This is a genomic window from Thermochromatium tepidum ATCC 43061 (genome assembly GCF_009664085.1).
Lineage (GTDB): Bacteria > Pseudomonadota > Gammaproteobacteria > Chromatiales > Chromatiaceae > Thermochromatium > Thermochromatium tepidum.
Genome location: NZ_CP039268.1, coordinates 2,778,249 through 2,800,094 on the forward strand (window position 1 = coordinate 2,778,249; position 21,846 = coordinate 2,800,094).

Below are 21,846 nucleotides of genomic sequence, written 5' to 3' on the forward strand. Positions count from 1 at the left end.
CATCGAGCACCCAGGGTGCGGGACGTTGATTCCAATCCGAGCGGTCGCATATGCGAGGCCTAGAACATCACTCAAGAACGCGGAGCCAGGAGTCATGAGCGGAGCCCCAGCTGTTGCAGAGATCGTCAAGTCGGAATACGCGCATGGTTTTACGACCGAGATCGAGTCCGACACCCTACCGCCGGGGTTGGACGAGGGGGTGGTGCGGGCCATCTCCATGCGCAAGGGCGAGCCTGAGTTCATGACCGAGCAGCGTCTGAGGGCCTACAGGCACTGGCTGACCTTGGACGAGCCCCACTGGGCGAAGGTCCGGTATCCCCAGATCGACTTTCAGTCCATCTCCTATTACTCGGCGCCCAAGCGACCCAAGGACGGTCCCAAGAGCCTTGATGAGATCGACCCGGCGCTGCTTGAGACCTACAACAAGCTCGGCATCCCGCTTGAGGAACAGAAGGCGCTGGCTGGGATTGCCGTGGATGCGGTGTTTGACAGCGTCTCGGTGGCGACCACCTTTCGCGCGACCCTGGCCGAGGCTGGGGTGATCTTCTGTTCCATGTCCGAGGCGTTGCAGCAGTATCCTGAGTTGGTCCGGCGTTATTTCGGCACGGTTGTGCCCTATACCGACAATTTTTATGCCTGTCTCAATGCGGCGGTGTTTAGCGATGGCACCTTTGTCTATGTGCCTGAGGGGGTACGCTGTCCGATGGAGCTTTCGACCTATTTCCGGATCAATGCCCGCAACACGGGCCAGTTTGAGCGCACCCTGATCGTGGCCGAGGCCGGGAGCTCTGTCAGCTATCTAGAAGGGTGTACGGCGCCTCAGCGCGACGAGAACCAGCTCCATGCTGCTGTGGTTGAGCTGATCGCGATGGAAGACGCCGAGATCAAATACTCGACGGTGCAGAACTGGTATCCGGGCGATGCCGAGGGGCGCGGCGGCATCTACAACTTTGTCACCAAGCGCGGCGACTGTCGGGGCGCGCGTTCCAAGATCTCCTGGACCCAGGTCGAGACCGGCTCGGCCATCACCTGGAAGTATCCGAGCTGCATCCTGCGCGGTGACGGCTCGATCGGCGAGTTCTACTCGGTGGCGGTCACCAAGGGGCGTCAGCAGGCCGACACCGGCACCAAGATGATCCATCTCGGCAAGAACACCCGCTCGACCATCGTCTCCAAGGGCATTGCGGCGGGCGAGGGGGTCCAGACCTATCGCGGGCTGGTACGCATCGGCCAGCGCGCCGAGGGGGCGCGCAACCACACCCAGTGCGACTCGCTCCTGATTGGCGACCGTTGCAGCGCCAACACCCTGCCTGCTATCGAGGTCAAGAACCCCACGGCCAAGATGGAGCACGAGGCCACCACCTCCAAGATCAGCGAGGATCAGCTCTTTTACTGTCGCGCGCGCGGTCTGAGCGCAGAGGACGCGGTGTCGATGATCGTCAATGGCTTCTGCAAGGAGGTCTTCAACGAGCTCCCGATGGAGTTTGCGGTCGAGGCCCAGAAGCTCCTGAGCCTCAGCCTGGAGGGTGCGGTCGGCTGAGCACGGTGTTGAACCGCACCGGGTGCAAAGGATCGAGACGCCGTGTGCTGGGCGTCCTTTGCGGTTTGAGCCTCTCATGCCTGGTGCCCGTCGAATTGATTGCTGGAGAAGCTGTGATGCTGTCTGTCAAGGGCCTGCGGGCCAACGTGGGTGATCAAGAGATCCTCAAGGGGCTGGATCTAGAGGTCGGGTCGGGCGAGGTCCATGCCATCATGGGGCCGAACGGCTCGGGCAAGAGCACCCTGTCCCACGTCTTGGCGGGACGCGAGGGCTATCGGGTCACCGCCGGATCCGTGACCTTCGTGGGACAGGACCTGCTCGCGCTCGAACCCGAGGAGCGGGCCCGGCTCGGACTCTTTCTGGCCTTTCAGTACCCGGTCGAGCTGCCGGGCGTCAACAACACCGCCTTCCTCAAGGCCGCGCTCAACAGCCTGCGCAAGGCGCGCGGCGAGCCCGAACTCGACGCCGTTGCCTTTTTGCGTCTGATCAAGGACAAGCTCAGGGTCCTGCATCTCGACGAATCCCTGCTCAAACGCCCGGTCAATGTCGGTTTTTCGGGGGGCGAAAAGAAGCGCAACGAGATCTTCCAGATGGCGCTCTTGGAACCCAGGCTTGCCATCCTCGACGAGACCGACTCGGGGCTCGACATCGACGCCCTGCGCGGGGTGGCCGAGGGCATCAATGCCCTGCGCTCGCCCGAGCGCTCCATGATCCTGGTCACCCACTATCAGCGTCTGCTCGACTACATCCAGCCGGACTATGTGCACGTCCTGGCGCAGGGTCGCATCATCCGCTCGGGTGGCAAGGAACTGGCGCTGGAGCTGGAAGAGAAGGGCTACGGCTGGATCGACGCGGAGCTGGCCGCATGAACGCCCCCTTGGCTCAGGGTCTCGAACACTGGTTGCCGGCGCCGGATGCAGGCCCGGACTGGCTCAAGGAGCGTCGCCAGCAGGCGCGTGCCTGCTTGAGTGCCCAGGCGCTGCCGCATTCCAAACAGGAGGCCTGGCGCTACACCAGCCTCAAGGGTCTGCTCGAACAGCGGTTCCGGGCCATCGACGCGCCGCCGAGCGCGGTTCGGCCCGAGGACCTCGCGGCGGTGTTGATCCCGGGCCTCGACGCCCATCGCGTCGTGCTGGTCAATGGCCGTTTCGCCCCCGAGCTCTCGGCCCTGGATGAGCTTCCGGACGGGGCGCGGGTTGGCGGACTGCGCGACTGGCTCGGGCGCGATCCCGAATCCCTGCGCGATCGGCTCGATGCGGTGCGCGGTGAATCCAACGCCTACTTCGCCCTGCTCAATACCGCCGGACTCGACGATGGTCTGGTGGTATGGCTGGGTGCCGGGGTGCGGCTTGAGCGCCCGCTCGAACTCATCCAGCTCTCGGTCGGGCTGGATGAGCCGCGCGTCGCCCAGCCGCGCCATCTGGTGCAGCTCGAGGCCGGTGCCCAGGCGACCCTGATCGAACGCTATGTCGGCCTGGGCGCCTCACCCTACTGCACCAATGCGGTCATAGAGGTCGCGCTCGGGCGCGCGGCCCGACTCAGACACGAACGGTTACAGATGGAGGGGCACAACGCCTTCCATCTCGCTGGTGTTTATGTGGTCCAGGACGCCGACAGCCACTACGCGGGTCTCCACATCGGTCTGGGCGCCCGCTGGGCGCGCACCGAGCTTAACACCCGTTTTCGGGGCGAGCATGCTGAGGCCGTGTTGCAGGGGCTCTATCTGGCCGGCGATGGTCAGTTGCTCGACTACCACCTCGACATCGAGCACGCCGTCCCACACTGTCGCAGCGCGGAGGGCTTCAAGGGGCTGCTCATCGGGCAGGGGCGGGCGGTGTTCGATGGACGGGTGCTGGTCGCCAAGGGCGCCCAAGGGAGCGATGCGGCCATGTCCAACCGCAATCTGATACTCTCCGAGCAGGCCGAGATCGACACCAAACCCCAGCTCGAGATCCAGGCCGATGACGTCAGGTGCAGTCATGGCACCACGGTCGGCCAGCTCGAGCCCGAGCTGCTGTTTTATCTGCGCTCGCGCGGCATCGACGCGGCCCAGGCGCAGCGGATGCTATGTCTCGGCTTTGCGGGTGAGATCATCGACCAGTTGGGGAGCGAGGCCGTGCGTGGGCAGGTGGCCGCGGTGATCGAACAACGGCTGGATGAGGGGAGTGGCTCAGGCGCATCCGACGATGGGGCCTTTGAGCCTGCGCCTGATGTTTCGCGGAGGACGTGATGAACAGACTGGCCCGCTTTGCCGGTTTCGGCCGAGATCAACAAAGACCGGACGCCGCGGAGAGAGAAGAACGGGCGGCACTGGAGGCCGGAGACCAGGAGGTCCCAGTGGCGCGCCTGGACCCCGAGGAACTGCGCGAGCCGATCATCGCCGCGCTGCGCCGCGTCCATGACCCCGAGATCCCGATCAATCTCTATGACCTGGGCCTGATCTATCGCATCGACATCGACAACAAGGGCGATGTGGCGATCGAGATGACCCTGACCGCCCCCGGCTGTCCAGTCGCCGGGATGATGCCATTGATGGTCAAGCGCGCCGTGGAACAGGTCGAGGGTGTCGGGCAGGTCAGGGTTGAACTGGTCTGGGATCCACCCTGGAGCGCCGACAACATGAGCGACGAGGCGCGCTTGCAGCTTGGGTTGATGTAAGTCGCCTCAGACACCCGCCAAATAGATTAATCCGGCCCTTTAAGATGTGGATCGCGCCTTACGGCGCCCCTACAGAGCCGCCGACCCGTTTTGCCGAGACCCACCTTGACAGGGCCAGGGCTTGAAATCGCCCTAGCGTTCACGGACCGCTCAAGGCGTGTGGCAGCCTTTTGGCCCGGTAACTATTCAGGTTCTCGGTCCAACCAAGGTGAGTGCTGGCTATTGTAGATACCGTCTTCCCGTCCTCCTCTCTTCTTGTCCCTCAGCCCACCTTCCAGCCCGCCTTGATCTTGCCCAGGATGCCATTGACCCGTTCGATGACTTCCTGCTCGACTTTGCCCGCTTCGCCGATCTCCACCGTCACCCGGATGCGCAGAGGATGGCCCGCAGTGGCCTCGCGCAGCGCGTCAATGTGGTCGGCAAGGTCCTGAACCTCGTGCGTCTGGAGATCCGCGCTGGCCGCCTTCGATCCGTAGTGCTTGGGCGGAGGCGGATCTTTGTCCTCGCTCTTGCGCGCCACGATCTTGACCGCCGCCGCACCGCCCAGATCACAGGGCCAGGGGCCCGAGTCGAGGGTCCGTTCGATCAGCCCCAGCCGGAAGGCCTCATCGAGTGCCGCGGCGACACGCGTCCAAGGCAGCACTTTGTCCCCCTTCGACGAGAGCGCTGCATGAATGAGATGCGCGTTGGTCGCATCGTTTTGCCACGCTGATGGCAGCTGCGCCGGCAACACATCAACGCTCGCGAGCGGAAGTGGCGGCGCGAAAAGCTGTGCCGAGTCGTTCACGAATCCCGCGGGCACGTCTTCGGCCAGCACGCTCACCGTCCCGTTCACCAACCAGACGCGGCCGCTCTTGACGGCGGCCGCCACTGCGTCGGTGATCGCCTGCGCCGTGGCCTCGGGAATCAACAGGTTCTCGGTATAGCCACCCTTGTCGACCTCGACGAAGTGCTTGCCTGAGAAGTAGGCCGAAAGATCGGCCAGGGTGAGAGGCTCCTTGTCCCAAAGACACGGCAGCCGCCCAGGGGCCAGCAGTTGCGGATCCAGTTCGGACAGTACGGCCGCATCAGACAGCACCACTTCAAGGCTCAGGTCGTTGACGGCGTTGTCGTCCGGACGGGACATCCAGAACGTGCGCGTCGGTTTGTCGGCACGCGTCACCCGCAGCACGAACTCGCCCGCCTCGCAGCCCTGCAACAGCGTCTCCAGGATCGCCGCCCGGTTCAGCATCTTGGGCAACTTGGCCGTCGCCGCAAAAGCGCCGACCAGATCCTTCACGAAGCGCGCCTTGTCCCCATCCGCCCACAAATCGAACGGCCCGCCAGGCAGCAGCGCCTCGGCGTTGACCGCGGTGCTCTCGATCCGCAGTCGCTTGTCCGCGACCATCTTGGGGAAGAGCGGGTCGTTGTCGACGTTGATCCGGTATGCGGCCACTTCGTTGCTGTCGTTGACCGTGACGGCGATGCAGTAGGCCATGATGACCTGCGACCCCATCTCCCCACGGGCTGCGCGAATATTGGCTTCCAGGCGCGCGGTGGTTGCGGTGTCGATGTCGCTGCGCTCCTTGAGCATCTCGCGTACCTTCTCCCAGCCCAACAGGTCACGCACCTTCTCGCGGGCGACGTCGATGCCGTCCTTGGACGGTACCGCCAGCACGACGGCGTTACGGTTCTTCGCACGCGGCCTGTCCGGGCCCGTCGTCTCGTCAATGAAGCGCCTGGCCTCGGCGCCCGGCTTGCCATTGCACGCAGCCTTGGGGCCGAGCACGGCGTAGTGGAAGTCTTCGTCGTCCTCGATGTCAGCTGGACGCGCCGGCAGCACGTGGACTTTGGCACCCAGCGTGCGAGCGCCTTCAGCGAGCTGTTTCGCCTTGGCGATTTCGGCCTCCAGAACTTCTTCCACGGCCGTCGAGCTCACGTTCTGGCGCGCGTCGTGGTGCATCTGCTTCAGGTTCGGCTTGGACCCGAGGCGCCATACCTTGGGCAGTCCACCTTCACGGTCGCCGGTGAACGTGTCATCGAGATACCAAGAGGCATCTGACCAACGCGAAAGCCCCTTGTCCAACTCGATGCGGTCCGGGGATCCGACGCCAATCAATACCTTCAGCTCGCGCGTGGTCACGCGCTGACCAATGGGCTGCGAGTGGAGGAACGTTGCCATCACCGCTTGCTCGATCTCACGGTGCTGGACACCCAGCAGACCGTCCTGTGCCTTGCGTGCATGGGCAAGTTCGGCCTCCAGGATGGCCGTCCAGTTCTGCCGGCGGCCTTCGTACTGCTCCAGCTGCGCCACGTTGGCCAGCTCGCGCGCGGCCACACTGAGCCCTTCCGACTTCGGTTCCACCAGGAAGATCTGGGCGCCGATCAGCGGTTGCTGGTCCCACTTCACCGCGTCGCGCAGTGCAGAAGCCAGGGTCTTGATGATGCCTCGCGTCTGCTGGAACCCTTCGAGCTGCGTCCACTTCTGGTACAGGGTCTCGATCAAGGCCGGGTGGAAGGGGTAGGCGTCGGTGTATCGCTTCTCCTCAGCCGCGCGGTTCTTCGCCGTGTACTCGTCGATGCTCTGAACGCCATTGAGTGCGCCAAAGACCTGGCTGGGCCACTGCGTGCGGTCGGTGTAGCTCTCCAGCTTGAGCAGCCGGCGCCGAAGGATCTCGGGCACGTCCTGGCTTTCGACGGGCTGGATGCCTTCATCGGCCACGCGTTTGAACTCGTCGTAGAGTTCCTTGCTGATCTGTTTGCCGAGCTCGTCCATCTTGCCGGGGTCCGATGCCAGCAACGAGGCCACTAGGCAGCACTGCGGTACCTTGGCGACGGCCTGGGTCAGGCTGTGCATGAACTCGCGCACGCGGCCAATCCACGCGGGATCGGTATCTGCCATCACACGGACGAACCACAGCACCTCGTCGAACAGGATCAGCACGCCGGCCCCATCCTTGCGCGCGAGCTTGAGCAGATCCTCCATCACCCCGGTGGCCGGCGGAGTCGCGCGTTCTGTGCCGTCATCCTTCAGCAACTTCATGCCCGCAGTGCCGGCCAGCTGCCAGGCAATCGCACTCCACGGCATCTTGACCGTCGCCACGCTGCCATCGGGCGCAGTCACTTCCATGCCCTTCTCGGCATCCAGGCGGTCGAACACCACGGCGGCCACGCGCGCCTTGGGCAGCCCGCCTTCGAGTGCGCAGTGCGCCTTGAATTGCTGCACCGCCGGGATGTCAGGCAGGCTCGCGGGATCGCGCACCAAGTGCACCAGCGTGATCAAGGAGTGGGTCTTGCCGCCGCCGAAGGTCATGTGCAACTGGCGCACGGCCTTCTCGGACTTGCCCGAAAGGCGCCAGGTGACATCGCGCGCCAGATCGCGCAGCTTGACTGTGGGGTACGTGAGCGCGAAGAACTCCTTCGCATCGTGATAGACGCCGGGGTTGCGCCCCATCACCACGTCGTACAAATCCGCCGCAAACTGCTTCTGCGACAGTTCTTGATTGGTGATGTCGTCGCGCAGCTGCACGACCTGGTGCCAGGGTTTGGTGGTGGTCTTGGCCATCGTTGTTCTCCGGATCCTGCTTCTCTTTACTCAAGCCCGAGCGGCGCTTGTGCGGTGCTACCCACAGAGCGCAGGTAGTTCTGCAAGCGCTCCAGGATCGAGCACTCGTCTGTGCGGCCTTCAGCGCGACTCTTCTCGATCAAGGCCTGAATCAACTGCGCGAACACCTGGCTGCGGCGCAGCGCGCGGCTGTCGAGGTAGTCGTTGACCTTGACGACATCGCCGGCCACCCACAGCTGCATCAGCTTGTGCACCTGGTCGATCAGCGGAATCGCGCGTCCACTCGCGGTCTCCACACCCAGCGAGCGGTGCTTGCGGGCGCGCCAGTCCTTGAGCTTGTACTTGCCACCACCGCCGGTTGCTGCGGCTTCCTCGGCATCGCCGTCCTCGTCGTCGTCCGCGGGCTCCGCGTCCTCGGCTTGGGATCCCCCACCACTCTTGGCCAGCAGCTCATATTGATCGGCCAGCTCGCGCTCTGACAGCCCGCAAGACACGGCGTAGAGGATGCACGGGCCGGCAGGGGCCTCCTTGAGGCCGAAATCATTGCGATGCAGCAGGTAGTACGTCGTCACGTCGTCCAGCGGGTGGTCGCCAGGCGCGGGCTCTGATTGCCCGTGCGAGAGCACGCGACCGACGACGAAATCCACCACGATGCGGCGCACGTGACCAAGGAAGTCGGTGACCGACATCAGCGCCCCAGGTTCGGACGCCTTCTTGACTGCCGGATAGCGGCTGTATGACTCCAATGCCGGTCCAGTGGCGGCCCAGATGAAGTCAGGGCCGCGGATGCCGGCATCCCAGAAGTCGCGCAGCTTGGTCGTGATGCTCGACTCCATCTCCTTGAGCACCTGGGTGTCCCATCCGGCGCGGGCCAGCGGGTCGCGCTTCCTGCAGACCAGCCACACCGAGGAGGCGAGGGCGGCGGAGGCCATCGCCCGCATCCGGTTGCCCATCTCGGTCTGGATGGGCCAGCTGCCATCGACGACGAAACCAGCCTGGATGATCGCTGAGACCAGCGTTTCCCAGGCGTCGGGCTGCTTGTGGGCGAAGACGATCACCAGCCGCCCCTCGGGCCTGAGCGCGGCATGGCAGGCCTTGAAGGCGCGTGCCATGCCGGCTTCGTAGTTGCGCTTGGACGCCTCGCGATCCCCGCCAAAGCGCGAGGCGTCGTCGATCAGCTCGCCGTCGTTGGCATCGTGGTTCCACTTGGGCGCAAGCGGCGCCGCAAAGGCGGCGTCGAACTCTGGCGACACGCCCCAGAGCGTGCGGCGCAGCCAGACGTAGAAGAAGTCCATCAAGTCGGAGTACGGAATGGCATCGTAATACGGCGGGTCGGTGACCACCACGTCGAACACACCGTCGAGGATCTGAGTCGCTGATCTTTGCAACGTTTGCGCCTGCCCGCATGCGGCCGAAAGCCCATGTTCGATGTAACGGGCAACCCAGTCCAGCTGTGCCTGCCAGCCGCCACCAACGCCATTGATCGCTGTAAGTTCTGCGATGTCCCATACCATCGGCAGCGCAAAGCGGGCGAAAGTATGGCCTATTTTTTCCCCTGAGTTATGCCATGTGCAGATGGCGGAGCTGTAATCTGCGGTCTTGTCGAACAAGATCGACAGGTACGCAAGTAGCGCCTCCCGCCACTCCGCCTCCGCGAAACTCAGTTCCCCAGGCACGGCGCGGATCGCCTTCACGAATACGCCTAGGGCCAGAAGCTGCCGCGGCGTGAACAGTTTGTGCCACTGATCGAGCCCGTAGCCGTCAACAGAGAATGCCCGCGCCGCTCCCGCGCCTCCCTTGGGAGTCTGTTCGTCTGGCAGTCCGAAAGGCATGTCTGCGAAGACACCCGCAAGCATCGACTCCGCTGAGCAAGCCATCTCGATCTCGTGCGCGGTGGGCCGCCGGTACTCTTTGCCTTCCGGGCCATCAACCACCACCGCGGTCATCACTGCACCCATCCGCCCGGCGCGGCCTTCCAGTCGCAGGTCTTCCATCGTCATGATCGTGCCGCAGCAGGGGCAGGTGACACCGGCGCGACTCATGGTCCCTTGCCCGAGTTTTTTGTCGTACTCCCGTTTCTGCGCAGCGTTGCCGCCTTTGACCGGAGGGTTGGGGTCGATGCCGAAGACCACGCCCGTCCCGTCCTCGCGGGGCTGCATGGTGAGCAGCACGCGCTTGTGGTCTTTCTTCGCCAGCCACCGGGTCTTGAGCAGCGGCACCTCGGCGCGGCAGCCTTTGCACCGGACGGTCCGCGCCCACAGGTAGGCCACCGTGGGCTTGGCCACCCAGCGCGGGTTGGCGGGGTTTTCCAAGTAGGCGGTATCGAAACCGGCGTTGAGCACCTCGACCTGCGGCTCGCCGTCATCGTTGATCGGCACGAGCTTCAACCCCTCACCCCCGGCCCCTCTCCCGTCTGCGGGAGAGGGGTGGATGTCCAATGGCACGACACGATAGGGCTTCAGGGTGCAATACTCGGCGTAGGTGGGATAAAAGCGCGCCAGGTCCTTGCGCGCCTCCTTGAGCACCCAGCGACCCCAGGCGCGCACGTGCCAGGCGAGGTCCGCATCGAGCTCCTCGGCCTCGACCTCGGGAGCCTCGAACAACTCGCGATTGTCGTGCCGTGCCGCTTGCGCCTTGCCCGCCGCTTGCCGTGCGCGCCGTTCGGCGTCCTTAGGTCTTAGGCCGCGGGCCTTAAAGTATTCGGTGAGGAAGGCCACGTCTTGGAGCGCAAAATCCGGCAGCCGCCGCTTCTGTCCCGCAAGCTTCTGCGGATATTCCAGGGTGCATTTCAGGATGAACCAGGCCACCGGGTTGATGTCGATGGCGGTTACTTCACAACCTAGCCGCATCGCCTCCAGCGGGATCGCCCCGCCGCCGGCGAAGGGGTCGAGCACGCGGGGCGCGCGCCCCCCGTAGGCCTTGCGGATCTCCTGCCGGAACCAGTCCAGGTCGGGACTGGTCTCGCGCCCCCAATGCAGCACGCCACCCTCGGTCTCCCAGGCGTCGATCTCCTCCACCCGCCCGTTGGGCATTTTCTTTTTCTTGGTGGTCTTCTTGAGCGTTCCGCCCAGGCGCTTGAGGATTTCATCGCGCTTCTCTTTGTCGCCTGGGTCGGGCAGCAAGGTGGCGATGAGCGCCGCGCGCGAGGCCGCCAAGGGACGGCGCGCCGGCCAGATGTGAAGGGTGGAGATGTGCCCATGGCGCACATTCTTCTCGTGCACCGCGTCGATGGAGGTCTGCTTGAGCGGGAAGGCGACCTCAATCAGGCGTTTGTCGTTCAGGGGCATAAGCATCTCCTAACGCCAGCTTTTCGGGCGGGTGAGGACAAAGCCGTCGTCACGCGTGATGCACTCGGGCAACTGACAACGGCGAAAGGCGGTTTCATTCGACGTCCTCCGATGCGTTGGCAATGTCGCGGTACGCGATGGCCACGCTGCCCCGCTTCTTGGCGATCAGCTTGGCAAAGGGATCCTGCACCCTCAGCAGCCGTGGCTGGGCGCTACCGCAATCGAACACGGCATACAGCCAGTAGCGCTCACGCAGGATGCAGGCGCGCGCCCATTCGTTCTCGGTCAGCTCGATCTCGCCGACGCCTACACGCCCTTTGACTTCGATGCCACGCTCTTCACCCGGCCGTTTGGAGAGCAGGTCAAATCCCGGGTAGTCGGTGAGCCCAGCCAGACGGGCTTTGTCGGGCGTTGAGACGTCGCGCACGTCCGCACCCTGCGCCGATTCAAAGGCGATCGCCACTTCCATGGCGATGCGCTCGATCTCGGCGTCGCGCGCCTTGATGTCTTCGGGATCGGTAGAGGGTTGCACCAGCGCGGTGGCCAGGATTTCCACGCGGCCAGGCTGGATCAGCTCGACCTCGCGGCGCGCTTGAAGCAAGGCCTGCTCACGGCGCTGTGCGAGGCTTCTCTGCTGCGCCTTGATCCGCTCCAGCTCTGCATGGGCGGCCCGGTTGCCGTCACGGGCCTTCTCGGTGAAGCGCTTGCGCGCAGCGGCCAGCTCCGACTCCTGGTAGTCGAACGCCCGTTGCAGATACTCCCGGGTCTCCGCGAGGCGCTGGGTCGCTTTCATGCGCTGTCGCTCAGCCATCTGGCCGACGATGCTGCGCTGGATGTGTTCCTGCGCAGCCAACCGCCACGTGTCGCTTTGGGCGAGAAACACCACGCTGCCAGGGCTGGGCTTGTCGGCGGGTTTGAGGAGCAGCAGATGCTCAACGGGCGCCTCGATCAGCCGGCCATCGGCGTATTGCTTGAGACCGACGAGGCGTTGTTCGATGACCTCAGGTTGAAGAAACGCGGGAAAGCCGGGATCCACGCCGCGCTCCACGCTGACGCGGGCGACATGGAACAGGTAGGGTGCTGCGGCGCTGACGTCTGTGAAGATGGCGCCACGCAAGGCATCGTGACGGGCGCGCTCAATGGCTATGGCCGAGAGACGCTCGAAGACGGGCTCACCCGGATGCAGAAAGACAGCATCACGCCCGTCGTCCGGGCGGTACACGGTGAAGCGGTTGCGCGCCGACTCTGGGTAGGCCTCGAGCAGCGGGAGGAGGCTGTCGAGGCCCCCCCGCTTGCGTGGCCGGATGAAGAAGACACCATCGAGATCGCCGACAAGGTCGATGCCAATGACCGGCGCGGCGTGCTCGAGATACCGCCGAACGTACCCCGGCAAAAGCCGGCGCATCTCCTCGATGGCCATGGACTCGCGCAGTGGGGGCAGGCCCATGCGGACGTCGCCGCCTTTGCCGTAAATGGTCGCCTCGCGTGCTTCGAGGGCCTTGATCTGCTCGGGTGTAAGCTGGCCGGCGAGTTCGAGCGCCTTCTTGTCCGCTTCGTCATCCGACTCGATGGCCCGCTGGATGTACTCGGTGATGGCCATGCCCTCGAAGATGCGGCCGACCACGTCGAACACCTTGTCCGAGCCGAGCTGCTTGCGGATCTCCTCCAGCTTGTCCAGCAGGGTCTTGATGACCCGGCCTTCTCGCGTCTTGCCCGCAACGAGGTTGATGATGGCAACGCGGTCTCGCTTCTGGCCGTAGCGGTGAATCCGCCCCATGCGCTGTTCCAGACGCGCCGGGTTCCAGGGCACGTCGTAGTTGATCAGGATCCAGCAGAACTGCAGGTTGATGCCCTCGGCCGCCGCGTCGGTGCCGATGAAGAAGCGCGCTCCCTTGCCCTCGGCGTTGTGCGGGCGGCGGAAGCGCTCGACCTGAGCGTCGCGCTCCTCGAAACCCAGGCCGCCGTGGATGTAGGCCACCTGGTCGGCGTAGCCCATGCCTTCGAGGCGTCGAACGAGAAATTCCAGCGTGTCGCGGTGCTCGGTGTAGATGATGACCTTCTGGTCACGATATTGCGGCGAGCGCAGCAGTTCCGCCATCCGCTCGAACTTTGACTCCTGTCCGCTGGCGTGGACCGCCTCGGCCAGTGCGATCAGCTCCTGCACCTGGTTGCGCTCGTCGATGAGCTCCGCGAGGCTGGTGGCGATGAAGGCGCCCAGCGCCTCCGCCTCGCTCTCCTCGTGCTCTTCGACGCCTGCCGATTCGGTTTCCTCATCGGCGGTCTTCGCGGCTAGCACGTCCACCAGCTTTCCTTCGCGCACCTTGCGGTTCAGGCGCTCTTGCTGGCTGCGCAGCTCTTCATCGGGCACCCGACCGGATTGGATGTCATCGATCAAAGCGTCGAGCTTGGCCAGGCGGTTGCGGAAGGAGCAGAGCAGCGCCCAGGTGCTGCTGGCCATACGCCGCTGGAACACGGTCATGGCGAACCGTGCAGCCTGACGGTTCAAGAGCCGCGCCTGGTTGTAGTAGTGGCGGATGTACGTCGTCGTGCGGTCGTAGAGTGCCTGTTCGCTGACTTCCCCCTGGGAGAGGTCGTAGCTCACGGTGTCGCAAAGGCGCTCGGGGTAAAGGGCCTTGCCACGGAGATCGACCATCTCCTCCTTGACGCGGCGGATGAAGTAGCGGTCGCGGGACTCACGCGGGAACTTGGCAAACGCCGTCTCGGTGCTGAACAGCTCGGGCTCCAGCAGCCGCCACAGACAGTAGTACGGGTATTCCTTGCCCATGTGGGGGGTCGCAGTGAGCAGCAGGAGGTGGTGCGCGGCCCAGGGCATGCGCCAGTCCTCCGGCAGCTCGCGCACGCCAGCGATTGCCTCGGCAAGGCGGTAGCGGTCCGTCGCCCGGAACGTCCCGTCCAGATCGCGGTTCGCGGAGAGCTTGTGCGCCTCGTCGAACACGACCAGGTCGTAGGGCACGACCTGAGGATCGCGTAGGGCGTTGAACAGCCGGGCGCTGCGCAGGCTGTCGATGCTCACCACGACGAGATCGCTGCCGGCGCCGACAAACGGGTTGCCGTCCTTGGTGTCGCCGCCGGTCACAATCTTGAACTGCAGCTGGAACAGCTTGTGCAGTTCGCGGTACCAGTTGCCCACCAGGCCGGCAGGCGCCACCACCATGACACGGCGGATCGTCCTGCGCGACAGGCTCTCGCGGACGTAGAGGCCGGTCATGATTGTCTTGCCGGCGCCAGCGTCATCGGCCAGCAGGAAGCGCAGGCGATGCTGAGGCAGCATGCGTTGGTAGACCGCAATCCGCTGATGGGGCAGCGGGTCGATTTCGCTGATCTCGGTCGCGAACGCCGGGTTGAACAGATGCCCGTAGGACAGTCGCTCGCCCTCGACCAGCACGCGCAGCGCGTTCGCGTCCCCCAGGAAATCGAGCCGGGGCGTCGCATCGCCCTTGTCGGAAGCCGCCGTACTCCCGCTGGGCTCCCCCGCCTCCGCCAAATGTCCGCCTGACCGACCCGCAAGCGCCTGCAACTTGGCCTGCCCCATCGCGGAGGGCTTGGATTGACCGTTCTCCCACCGATTCAGCGTGACGAACGAGACGCCCAACAGCTCGGCGAACTGCTGCTGAGTGAGGCTCAGTGTTTTGCGAAGCTGTCGGATCTCGTGGGGGGTCATCTGGTATCGTGTACGTGTTTCTTGGCTTTATATCACGCGATATAAAGAGGTTGAAAGCACACGCGATCCTTGGCTTCCTCTTGCCAGAATGGCCTTAGGGGCTCTCTGCCCCCTGCTCGCAAGCATAGGATCCATGACTCTGACTCTGTCGCCCGAGCAGTTGCAGGCGCTGTTGCGTTCTCTGCCGGATGACGATGGCGCTGCGGTCGTTCGCGTTGCGCGATGGCTGGGCCGGGGTGAGTCTGGGTTGTGCCACCATGTCCATCGGCGACACCGATCCTGCCGACGTCCTGCGGCGGGCTGACCCGGTGCGCGGCAAGCCTTGGCCTGAAGGCCAAGGAAGGATCGCGCGGACGGCGCAGCCGTCCTACAATCATGTTGTCGCCGATACCCAAGGCGACCGACGGCGGGGCACGCCAGAAGTCACGCCTGGGGAGAGACGAGCAGCGGTTGCGCACTCGGCCCAGGAACCCATCGAAGCGACTTAAGGGCGGCTCAATGCCGCGCCTGAAGCGCCGTAGGAATCTCCGGACAGAAGGCCGGGGAGGACGTCAAGAGGAAACACCCATGCCAAAAATTCGACAGACCGCCGTGGCCAATCAATTCTACCCGGGCGATCCTGCCGAGTTGGTCCGGACGCTCGATACCCTGCTCGCCGAACCCCTGCATTCGGTTTCGGTTCGACACGAGGCGCCGCCCAAGGCGCTGATCGTGCCCCATGCCGGTTATGTCTATTCCGGTCCCATCGCCGCCACTGCCTATGCCACCCTGGAACCAGTCCGGGACCGGATCCGGCGCGTGGTGTTGCTCGGTCCGTCGCATCGGGTGCCCTTCTTCGGGCTGGCCGCAAGCAGCGACGAGGTCTTCTCTACCCCGCTTGGCCCGGTCCCCATCGATCTGGAGTCCGTCGAGCGCGCCCTGACCCTGCCCCAGGTCAGGCTGTTCGATGCGGCCCATGCCAAAGAGCACAGTCTGGAGGTCCAGTTGCCCTTCCTACAACGGGTGCTCGACGACTTCAGTCTGGTGCCGCTTGTGGTCGGCGAGGCCGCGCCCGAATCCGTGGCCGAGGTGCTGGACCTGCTCTGGGGCGGCCCCGAGACCCTGATCCTCATCAGCTCGGACCTAAGTCACTATCTGGACTACCACAGCGCCCAGCATCTAGATGCTGCGACCTCAGCGGCCATCGAGGCCCTGCGTCCCGAAGCGATCGGCCATGACCAGGCCTGCGGCCGCATCCCCGTGAACGGGCTCTTGACCCTGGCGCGTCGGCGCGGGCTGACGGCCAAGACCCTGGACCTGCGCAACTCAGGGGATACGGCCGGATCGCGCGCTCAGGTGGTCGGCTATGGCGCCTATGCATTCCACTGAGCCGGCTGCAGCCGCAATCTACACCGCCGGCGAGCGCGCCATCCTGCTTGAGGTCGCCGCACGCTCGATCGCACATGGGTTGGAGCACCGACGCCCGCTCGATCTCGACCCGGACACCTATCCCGAACCGCTGCGCGCGATCCGGGCCACCTTCGTCACCCTGGAGCGCCGTGCCGCTCTGCGTGGCTGCATTGGCGTGCTGGAGGCCTGCCGTCCACTGGTCGCGGACGTGGCCCAAAACGCCTTTGCCGCCGCCTTCGAGGATCCACGCTTCCCGCCGCTAAACGCTGAGGAATATCCAGATCTGGTGATCAAGCTCTCGATCCTGACCCCCGCCGAGCCCTTGGTCTTTGGCTCCGAATCCGAGCTCCTCGCCCAGCTCAGGCCCGGTATCGACGGGCTCATCCTGAGCGATCAAGGCCGGCGCGGCACCTTCTTGCCCTCGGTCTGGGAACAGCTCCCCAACCCGCGCGACTTCCTCGCCCATCTCAAGCGCAAGGCCGGACTGCCGTCGGGCCACTGGTCAGAGACGCTGCGCGTCGCCCGCTATGAAACCGAGTCCTTCGGTGCACCCATCGCCCAGCTCCAGCTACAGGTCTGAACGCCAAGGGCCGACCGGAGGCCCCTGACTCAAGCCGCGAATGGATCGAGCCGGGCGATCAGTTCCAGGCCGCGTGCCTTGTCGGGGCAGAGGATCAGGGCGACACGGTCGGGGGTGTGCAGGTCGGGGCGAGGGGTCGCCCCGGCGGATGCGATCAGGGCCTGCTGCGCCTCGGTGAGCGGCGCGGTGCCAAAGACTGAGATCACCAGTCCACCCGGCACTGGTGGCGGTGGGGCGAACGGCTCGTTGTCCATGAGCGCGACCCAGGCCGGTACGAATCCGGGTCCATAGAGCTCGAAAAAACCGTTTGAACCGCGCAGATGGGCCTCGATCGGGCGCCCCCCGATCAGTTCTAGATTGCAAAGCCCGGTATAGCCAGTCAGATGGCGCCCAACCCAGTCGCGGACGTATCCATCGAGCTCGGGGCGCTCGACGCCCACCTCCCAGTAGATCGGGCGCGCATGATCCTTGCGCTCTGAGGCGCTGGTGTGGGCCAGCCAGACGACCTCGCCCGCGCGTACCAGACAGTCGGTGCTGGTGTGCTCGCCCTCGAGTCGCTCGCACCAGAACAGCCCGGGGTCGTTGGGCACGGCCTCGGCACGGACCGCGTGTGCCTGGAGCGCCATACCGGCCAGGTTGACGATCGGCTTGACGAACACCCAGTCGTCCGGCGCCAGCCCGTAGGCACGCGGATCGACCCCGCAGGGCGCGGCGCGCAGTCCGGCGGCGAGCGCGATCCCGAGCTTGTCATAGATATGGCGATGGGCGGGGTTGAGCCGCCAGGCGGCGGCATCATTGACCGCGACCTCGGATCTCGGCTCGGGTTGGAAGAGGTGTGCGCGTTCTGGAAGGACGCCGATGAACATGGGGCTGGACCGCTCGTTTGGGTGGGTTGATCGACAGGCGATGTCGTCCGACCAGTTTCAACCCCCTCACCGCCAAATGAGAGGGGTTGAGACCGGCGGGTGCGGGCGGTCAACCCAGGGGCACGACCTCACACAGGCTGGACTTGAACGGTGGAAAGCCGCTGATCGGGTCGAGATGTCGGTCATCGGTCAGCTCGTTGACATTGGCGCTGTTCCAACCATGGACGCAGTGGACCACACCGGGCTTGATGCGCTCGGTGACACAGGCCACGAACCGTACCGCCCCGCGCGGTGAACGGACCTCGACCCATTGACCATCCTGGATCCCGCGCGGCCCGGCGTCGCTCGGATGGATCTCGACCAAGGGGTTGGGGATGGCCAGGCGCAGGCGCTGGATGTACTGATGCTGCGAATGGGTGGCGAACTTGGTGCGCGCACCACTGGTCAGGACCAGCGGATAGTCGCGGGCGATCTCGGGTGTCGCGATCGGACTCTCGGCCGGTTCGCGATAGACCGGCAGGCCGTCGTGTCCGGCCGCGCGCAGTTCGGACGCGTCGAACTCGACCTTGCCGCTGGCGGTCGGAAAACCGCGCAGCCGATAGAGCCGGTCGGCATCGAGAAAGCCATGCTCGACCAGGTCCTCGATGGCCTGGGCATAGACGGTGACGCCATCGGGGTTGTTATAGACCTCCTCGCGGATCTCTTCCGGGATGCCCTCGGCGGCCTCGGCCCAGGCGGCCTCCAGATCGCCGTGCCAGAACTGCTCGGCCATGCCCAGCCGCACGCCGATTTCGAGGAAGATCTCGCCATCCGGACGCGCCTCGCCGCGCGGCGCGACCACAGCGCGCCGATAACGCAGCTCGCCCTGATAGGCACAGCCCGGATAGGCGATCAGCGCCGGGCGTTCGAGATTGGTCGCCGCCGGCAGCACGATGTCGGCTTGGAGTGTGGCCGGGTTATGGAAAAAGTCCGTGGCGGCGAAGAAGTCGAGCGACCCGAGCGCCCGTTCCATGCGCTTGGAATTGGGCCACATGGCGGTGTTGATGCCCATGGCCAGGAGCGCACGCACCCGTTGCGGACGCCCGTCGAGGATACAGTCGGGCAGCAACATGCTCTGCCCCGCCGGCCAATACCTGGTCCAGACCGGATAGACCTCCTCGCCGATGCGCGGCGGAAGATGCTGGCGACAGTGCTCGAACAGGTCGATCGGTTTGGGCAGCACCTTGTCGTTAAAAAAGCGGTTGCCACCCTCGCGATCCAGATTGCCGGTGACGGCCGAGAGCAGGATGATGGCGCGGTGATTCTGAAAGCCGTTGCTGTGCTGGACAGTCGCGGTCGGCGACAGCGTGATCTGGGCCGGGGCTGTGGTGGCAAAGAGTTCGGCCGCCGCGCGCAGGTCGGACTCGGCGATGCCGCAGATGGCGGCGACCCGCTCGGGGGGGAACCCGGTCACATAGTCCCGGAAGGACTCGACACCCGAGCACCATTGATCGAGAAATTCCTGATCCTGCCAGCCATTGGCGAAGATCAGATGATGGAACCCGAGCGCCAGCGCGCCATCGGTGCCGGGGCGGATCTGGAGATGGATGTCGGCCTGATCGACCATGGGCGTGCGGCGCGGATCGACCACGATCATGCGTCTTCCGGGCTTGAGTGTCACCAGACCATGGGTGTCGAACGGCGGGATCGAGCCGCGCGGGTTGGTCGACCAGATCAGATGACAGCGGGTCTTGGGCGAGACCACGGTCGAGGTGGTCTTGATCCGATAGCCGAAGGTGACCTTCTCGGCCACCAGGGTCGCCGAGAAACAACAGCCGCTCTCGGTCAGATAGTTGGGGGAGCCGAAGGCATGGGCGAGGCGCTGGAGCAGCGGGCGCCCCTCCTTGGTGTAGCCGGCAAAGAAGGCGACCGCCGGGGCACCATGCGCGTCACGGGTGGCACTCAGTCGCGCGGCGATGGTATCGAGCGCCTCGTCCCAGGAGATGCGCTCGAACTGACCGCTGCCGCGCGGTCCGACCCGCTTGAGCGGATAGAGCAGACGCTCGGGATGGTTGCGCCGGTCGAGCTGGGCGATGCAGCGCGGACAGTCCGGCCCCTGGATGGCGATCGGTTCGCCGGCCTCATCGAATTCGACCTGGATCGGGCAGTTGGCATCGCATTCATAGCAGGTGCTGGGCTTGGTGGACATCTCGATGGTCTCGCGCGATGAGGGCTGTTCGTGGTTTCATGCCGGATGATCCCCAAGATGACGCCCGATTCATGGAAACCAAGCACACCACACCCGACTACAGCGGCGGCGGCCTGCTGAATCTGATGAGCAGCCTGATCCAGGCGCGCGGCGGACGGTGTGAGCATCCGCCGCTCACTGGGTTGGCGCTGGACGATCTGACGTGCGCGACCAATCTGGTGCTGCTGATCGTCGACGGCCTGGGCGCCAACTGGCTGGAGCGTCACGCACCCGACGGCCTGCTGAGTCGGGGGCGCTGGGGGGTGATCAGTTCTGTGTTTCCATCGACGACGGCCGCGGCGATCCCGACCGTTCTTACTGGGCTGTCGCCGCTCCAGCATGGTCTGACCGGCTGGTTTACCTATTTTGGCGAGTTGGGATCTGTGCTGGCGGTCCTACCCGGGCGGCCGCGTTACGGTGGGGTATCCTATCGTGCGGCCGGGATCGATCCGCTCCGACTCTTTACCCATCGCTCGATCTTCGACCGTATCGACACGCGCGGCCTTGCCGTCTCGCCGCGCTTCATCGCCTATTCGGACTTCAATCGCGCGCATCAGGGACGCGGCGAGTTGCGTCCGTTCGAGTCGCTGACGGAGATGTTCCAACAGACGCTACGTGCGCTTCGACCCCGCCGGCGTTGGGGGCGTCCATCCGCGACACCCGAGCGGAATTATCTCTATCTGTACTGGCCGGAACTCGATCGCATCGGGCATGAGCACGGCATAGAGAGTGCGGCGGCACTTGCCCATCTGACCGAGATCGAGCAGGCGCTGGAGTCCTTTCTGATTGCAGCGGCTGGGACGGACACAGTGCTGTTGGTCTGCGCCGACCATGGTCAGATCGACACAAGGCCCGAGGATATTATCGACCTTGCGCACCACCCCGAGTTGGTCGAGTGTCTGACCCTGCCACTATGCGGTGAGCCACGCGCCGCCTGGGCACATGTCCGCGCCGACTGCGCACGACGCTTCGAGTCATATTGCATCAGCGAGCTGGGCGATGCCGTGGCGCTGATGCCAAGCTCGCAGGTGATCGAGGCGGGATTGCTCGGCCCCGGACCGGCGCATCCACGCATCCATGATCGGGTGGGGGATTACTGTCTGCTGCCAAACGCGCGCTATGTCCTGCGCCAGACGCTGCCCTTCGAGGATCCGCCCACCCATGTGGGCGTCCATGGCGGGCTGAGCGACTCCGAAATTCAGGTGCCGCTTTGTTTGTTTAGGCCCTAAGCCGCTCGGTGCGTTTCGGTCCCCAGGGCAAACGCCCCCGCGGACAAGGGGCGCGGATGGCCACCCGCCAAGACAGTCCAGGGCGGATCAGGACGGACAGGACTCAGCTTGGCAAGGGTCAAACGCGACCGTCCGTCATCAATTCGACCGCCAGGATGAGCGCATCCTCGCGCCCCTGCGGTGCTGGGTAATAGTGGCGCCGCCGACCGACCTCACAGAACCCCTCGGAACGATAGAGCGCCAGCGCCGGCGCGTTCGAGACCCGCACCTCCAGAAACGCCGTTGCGGCCGCACGCTGCCGCGCCAGCCGCAGCAGATGGCGCAACATCTGGCGTCCCAGCCCCTGCCCCTGCCAATCGGGATGGACGCCGAGATTGAAGATCTGACACTCCCCAGCTGCGACCGCCATCACACCATGCGCGACGATGGCCGCGTCGATCGCGCCGAGCCAGCAGCTATAGCCGGCCCGCAGACAGTCTTCGAAGATCTCACGACTCCAGGGAAAGGCATAGGCCGCGCGCTCGACCGCGAGCACCGCGTCCAGATCCTCCCGAGCCATGGGCCGTAGGCGTAGAGGTGCGCCTGCCGTCCCCGGGATCCTACCTGGACCCCGCCCCGCAGCGGTATTCACTCGATTCCGTCCCCCAAGATTTGAACCCAGGCCCCAATCATCGCTCAACACCCGCTAGACGCGCACCTGGTCGCGAGCGGGAGGACACCGATCGGGGCGCCGCTCGTCGAGCACCTTCACCACCGCGACCGGTTTTCGGTCTATAGTGTGCCCCTGAGTGCCGCGCTCGGCATCTCGCATCGCGGTCATCCCGTTCCACCTCCACCAATGGAC

13 protein-coding genes are annotated in these 21,846 nt (G+C 65.0%); 7 read left to right on the forward strand and 6 right to left on the reverse strand.

The genetic code is table 11. The features are described from left to right. Positions 1–94: 94 nt before the first annotated feature. From sufB to E6P07_RS12860, 4 genes are all read left to right on the forward strand, one after another. Positions 95–1,540 (forward strand): Fe-S cluster assembly protein SufB, encoded by a 1,446-nt coding sequence (gene sufB, locus E6P07_RS12845; RefSeq protein WP_153974114.1) that lies wholly within the window; start codon positions 95–97, stop codon positions 1,538–1,540. 116 nt (positions 1,541–1,656) lie between these two features. Next, entirely contained in the window at positions 1,657–2,409 is a 753-nt protein-coding gene (gene sufC, locus E6P07_RS12850; protein WP_153974115.1) for a Fe-S cluster assembly ATPase SufC, read from the forward strand. Next, positions 2,406–3,770, forward strand: coding sequence for a Fe-S cluster assembly protein SufD (sufD, locus tag E6P07_RS12855; RefSeq protein WP_153974116.1), 1,365 nt, complete (start codon positions 2,406–2,408; stop codon positions 3,768–3,770). Before sufC ends, sufD begins: the two co-directional genes overlap by 4 nt. After that, complete coding sequence (locus E6P07_RS12860) at positions 3,770–4,198, forward strand: SUF system Fe-S cluster assembly protein (RefSeq protein ID WP_153974117.1); 429 nt, start codon at positions 3,770–3,772, stop codon at positions 4,196–4,198. Before sufD ends, E6P07_RS12860 begins: the two co-directional genes overlap by 1 nt. Positions 4,199–4,460: 262 nt before the next feature. Here the strand turns inward: E6P07_RS12860 and E6P07_RS12865 are convergent, their stop codons facing one another. From E6P07_RS12865 to E6P07_RS12875, 3 genes are all read right to left on the reverse strand, one after another. Beyond that, entirely contained in the window at positions 4,461–7,742 is a 3,282-nt protein-coding gene (locus tag E6P07_RS12865) for a DUF499 domain-containing protein (protein ID WP_153975970.1), read from the reverse strand. 26 nt (positions 7,743–7,768) lie between these two features. Continuing rightward, on the reverse strand, positions 7,769–11,029 hold the full coding sequence (locus E6P07_RS12870) for a DUF1156 domain-containing protein (protein WP_153975971.1): 3,261 nt from the start codon (positions 11,027–11,029) through the stop codon (positions 7,769–7,771). A gap of 94 nt (positions 11,030–11,123) precedes the next feature. Next, the gene (locus E6P07_RS12875; protein ID WP_153975972.1) at positions 11,124–14,711 is read right to left on the reverse strand and encodes a helicase-related protein; all 3,588 of its coding nucleotides are present in this window, start codon (positions 14,709–14,711) and stop codon (positions 11,124–11,126) included. 567 nt (positions 14,712–15,278) lie between these two features. Between E6P07_RS12875 and amrB the strand changes: the two genes are divergently transcribed. Then, positions 15,279–16,079 carry an AmmeMemoRadiSam system protein B gene (gene amrB / locus E6P07_RS12880; RefSeq protein WP_153975973.1) on the forward strand — a complete coding sequence of 267 codons (801 nt, stop codon included), beginning with the start codon at positions 15,279–15,281 and terminating at the stop codon, positions 16,077–16,079. After that, positions 16,057–16,680 (forward strand): AmmeMemoRadiSam system protein A, encoded by a 624-nt coding sequence (amrA, locus tag E6P07_RS12885; RefSeq protein WP_153975974.1) that lies wholly within the window; start codon positions 16,057–16,059, stop codon positions 16,678–16,680. The genes amrB and amrA overlap by 23 nt, the downstream gene beginning before the upstream one ends. A 29-nt stretch (positions 16,681–16,709) precedes the next feature. Here the strand turns inward: amrA and E6P07_RS12890 are convergent, their stop codons facing one another. Both E6P07_RS12890 and E6P07_RS12895 read right to left on the reverse strand, forming a co-directional pair. Further along, positions 16,710–17,546 (reverse strand): hypothetical protein, encoded by an 837-nt coding sequence (locus tag E6P07_RS12890; RefSeq protein ID WP_153975975.1) that lies wholly within the window; start codon positions 17,544–17,546, stop codon positions 16,710–16,712. Between the two features lie 109 nt (positions 17,547–17,655). Next, the gene (locus E6P07_RS12895; protein WP_153975976.1) at positions 17,656–19,734 is read right to left on the reverse strand and encodes a molybdopterin-containing oxidoreductase family protein; all 2,079 of its coding nucleotides are present in this window, start codon (positions 19,732–19,734) and stop codon (positions 17,656–17,658) included. 71 nt (positions 19,735–19,805) lie between these two features. On the opposite strand from E6P07_RS12895, the gene E6P07_RS12900 reads away from it, so the two are divergent. Beyond that, positions 19,806–21,002, forward strand: a complete 1,197-nt coding sequence (locus E6P07_RS12900) for an alkaline phosphatase family protein (protein ID WP_153975977.1) — start codon at positions 19,806–19,808, stop codon at positions 21,000–21,002. 118 nt (positions 21,003–21,120) lie between these two features. On the opposite strand, the gene rimI is transcribed toward E6P07_RS12900, so the two are convergent. After that, positions 21,121–21,561: a ribosomal protein S18-alanine N-acetyltransferase gene (gene rimI, locus E6P07_RS12905; protein ID WP_153975978.1), complete on the reverse strand. Its 441-nt coding sequence runs from the start codon at positions 21,559–21,561 to the stop codon at positions 21,121–21,123. Positions 21,562–21,846: the final 285 nt, after the last annotated feature.

Bases quoted from the DNA above. Each gene is read 5' to 3' on its own strand.
- E6P07_RS12900 (WP_153975977.1), top strand. From the start codon at position 19,806: ATGGAAACCAAGCACACCACACCCGACTACAGCGGCGGCGGCCTGCTG.
- E6P07_RS12875 (WP_153975972.1), bottom strand. From the start codon at position 14,711: ATGACCCCCCACGAGATCCGACAGCTTCGCAAAACACTGAGCCTCACT.
- E6P07_RS12890 (WP_153975975.1), bottom strand. From the start codon at position 17,546: ATGTTCATCGGCGTCCTTCCAGAACGCGCACACCTCTTCCAACCCGAG.
- sufC (WP_153974115.1), top strand. From the start codon at position 1,657: ATGCTGTCTGTCAAGGGCCTGCGGGCCAACGTGGGTGATCAAGAGATC.
- sufD (WP_153974116.1), top strand. From the start codon at position 2,406: ATGAACGCCCCCTTGGCTCAGGGTCTCGAACACTGGTTGCCGGCGCCG.
- amrA (WP_153975974.1), top strand. From the start codon at position 16,057: ATGGCGCCTATGCATTCCACTGAGCCGGCTGCAGCCGCAATCTACACC.
- amrB (WP_153975973.1), top strand. From the start codon at position 15,279: ATGCCAAAAATTCGACAGACCGCCGTGGCCAATCAATTCTACCCGGGC.
- E6P07_RS12860 (WP_153974117.1), top strand. From the start codon at position 3,770: ATGAACAGACTGGCCCGCTTTGCCGGTTTCGGCCGAGATCAACAAAGA.
- E6P07_RS12870 (WP_153975971.1), bottom strand. From the start codon at position 11,029: ATGCCCCTGAACGACAAACGCCTGATTGAGGTCGCCTTCCCGCTCAAG.
- rimI (WP_153975978.1), bottom strand. From the start codon at position 21,561: ATGGCTCGGGAGGATCTGGACGCGGTGCTCGCGGTCGAGCGCGCGGCC.
- E6P07_RS12865 (WP_153975970.1), bottom strand. From the start codon at position 7,742: ATGGCCAAGACCACCACCAAACCCTGGCACCAGGTCGTGCAGCTGCGC.
- E6P07_RS12895 (WP_153975976.1), bottom strand. From the start codon at position 19,734: ATGTCCACCAAGCCCAGCACCTGCTATGAATGCGATGCCAACTGCCCG.
- sufB (WP_153974114.1), top strand. From the start codon at position 95: ATGAGCGGAGCCCCAGCTGTTGCAGAGATCGTCAAGTCGGAATACGCG.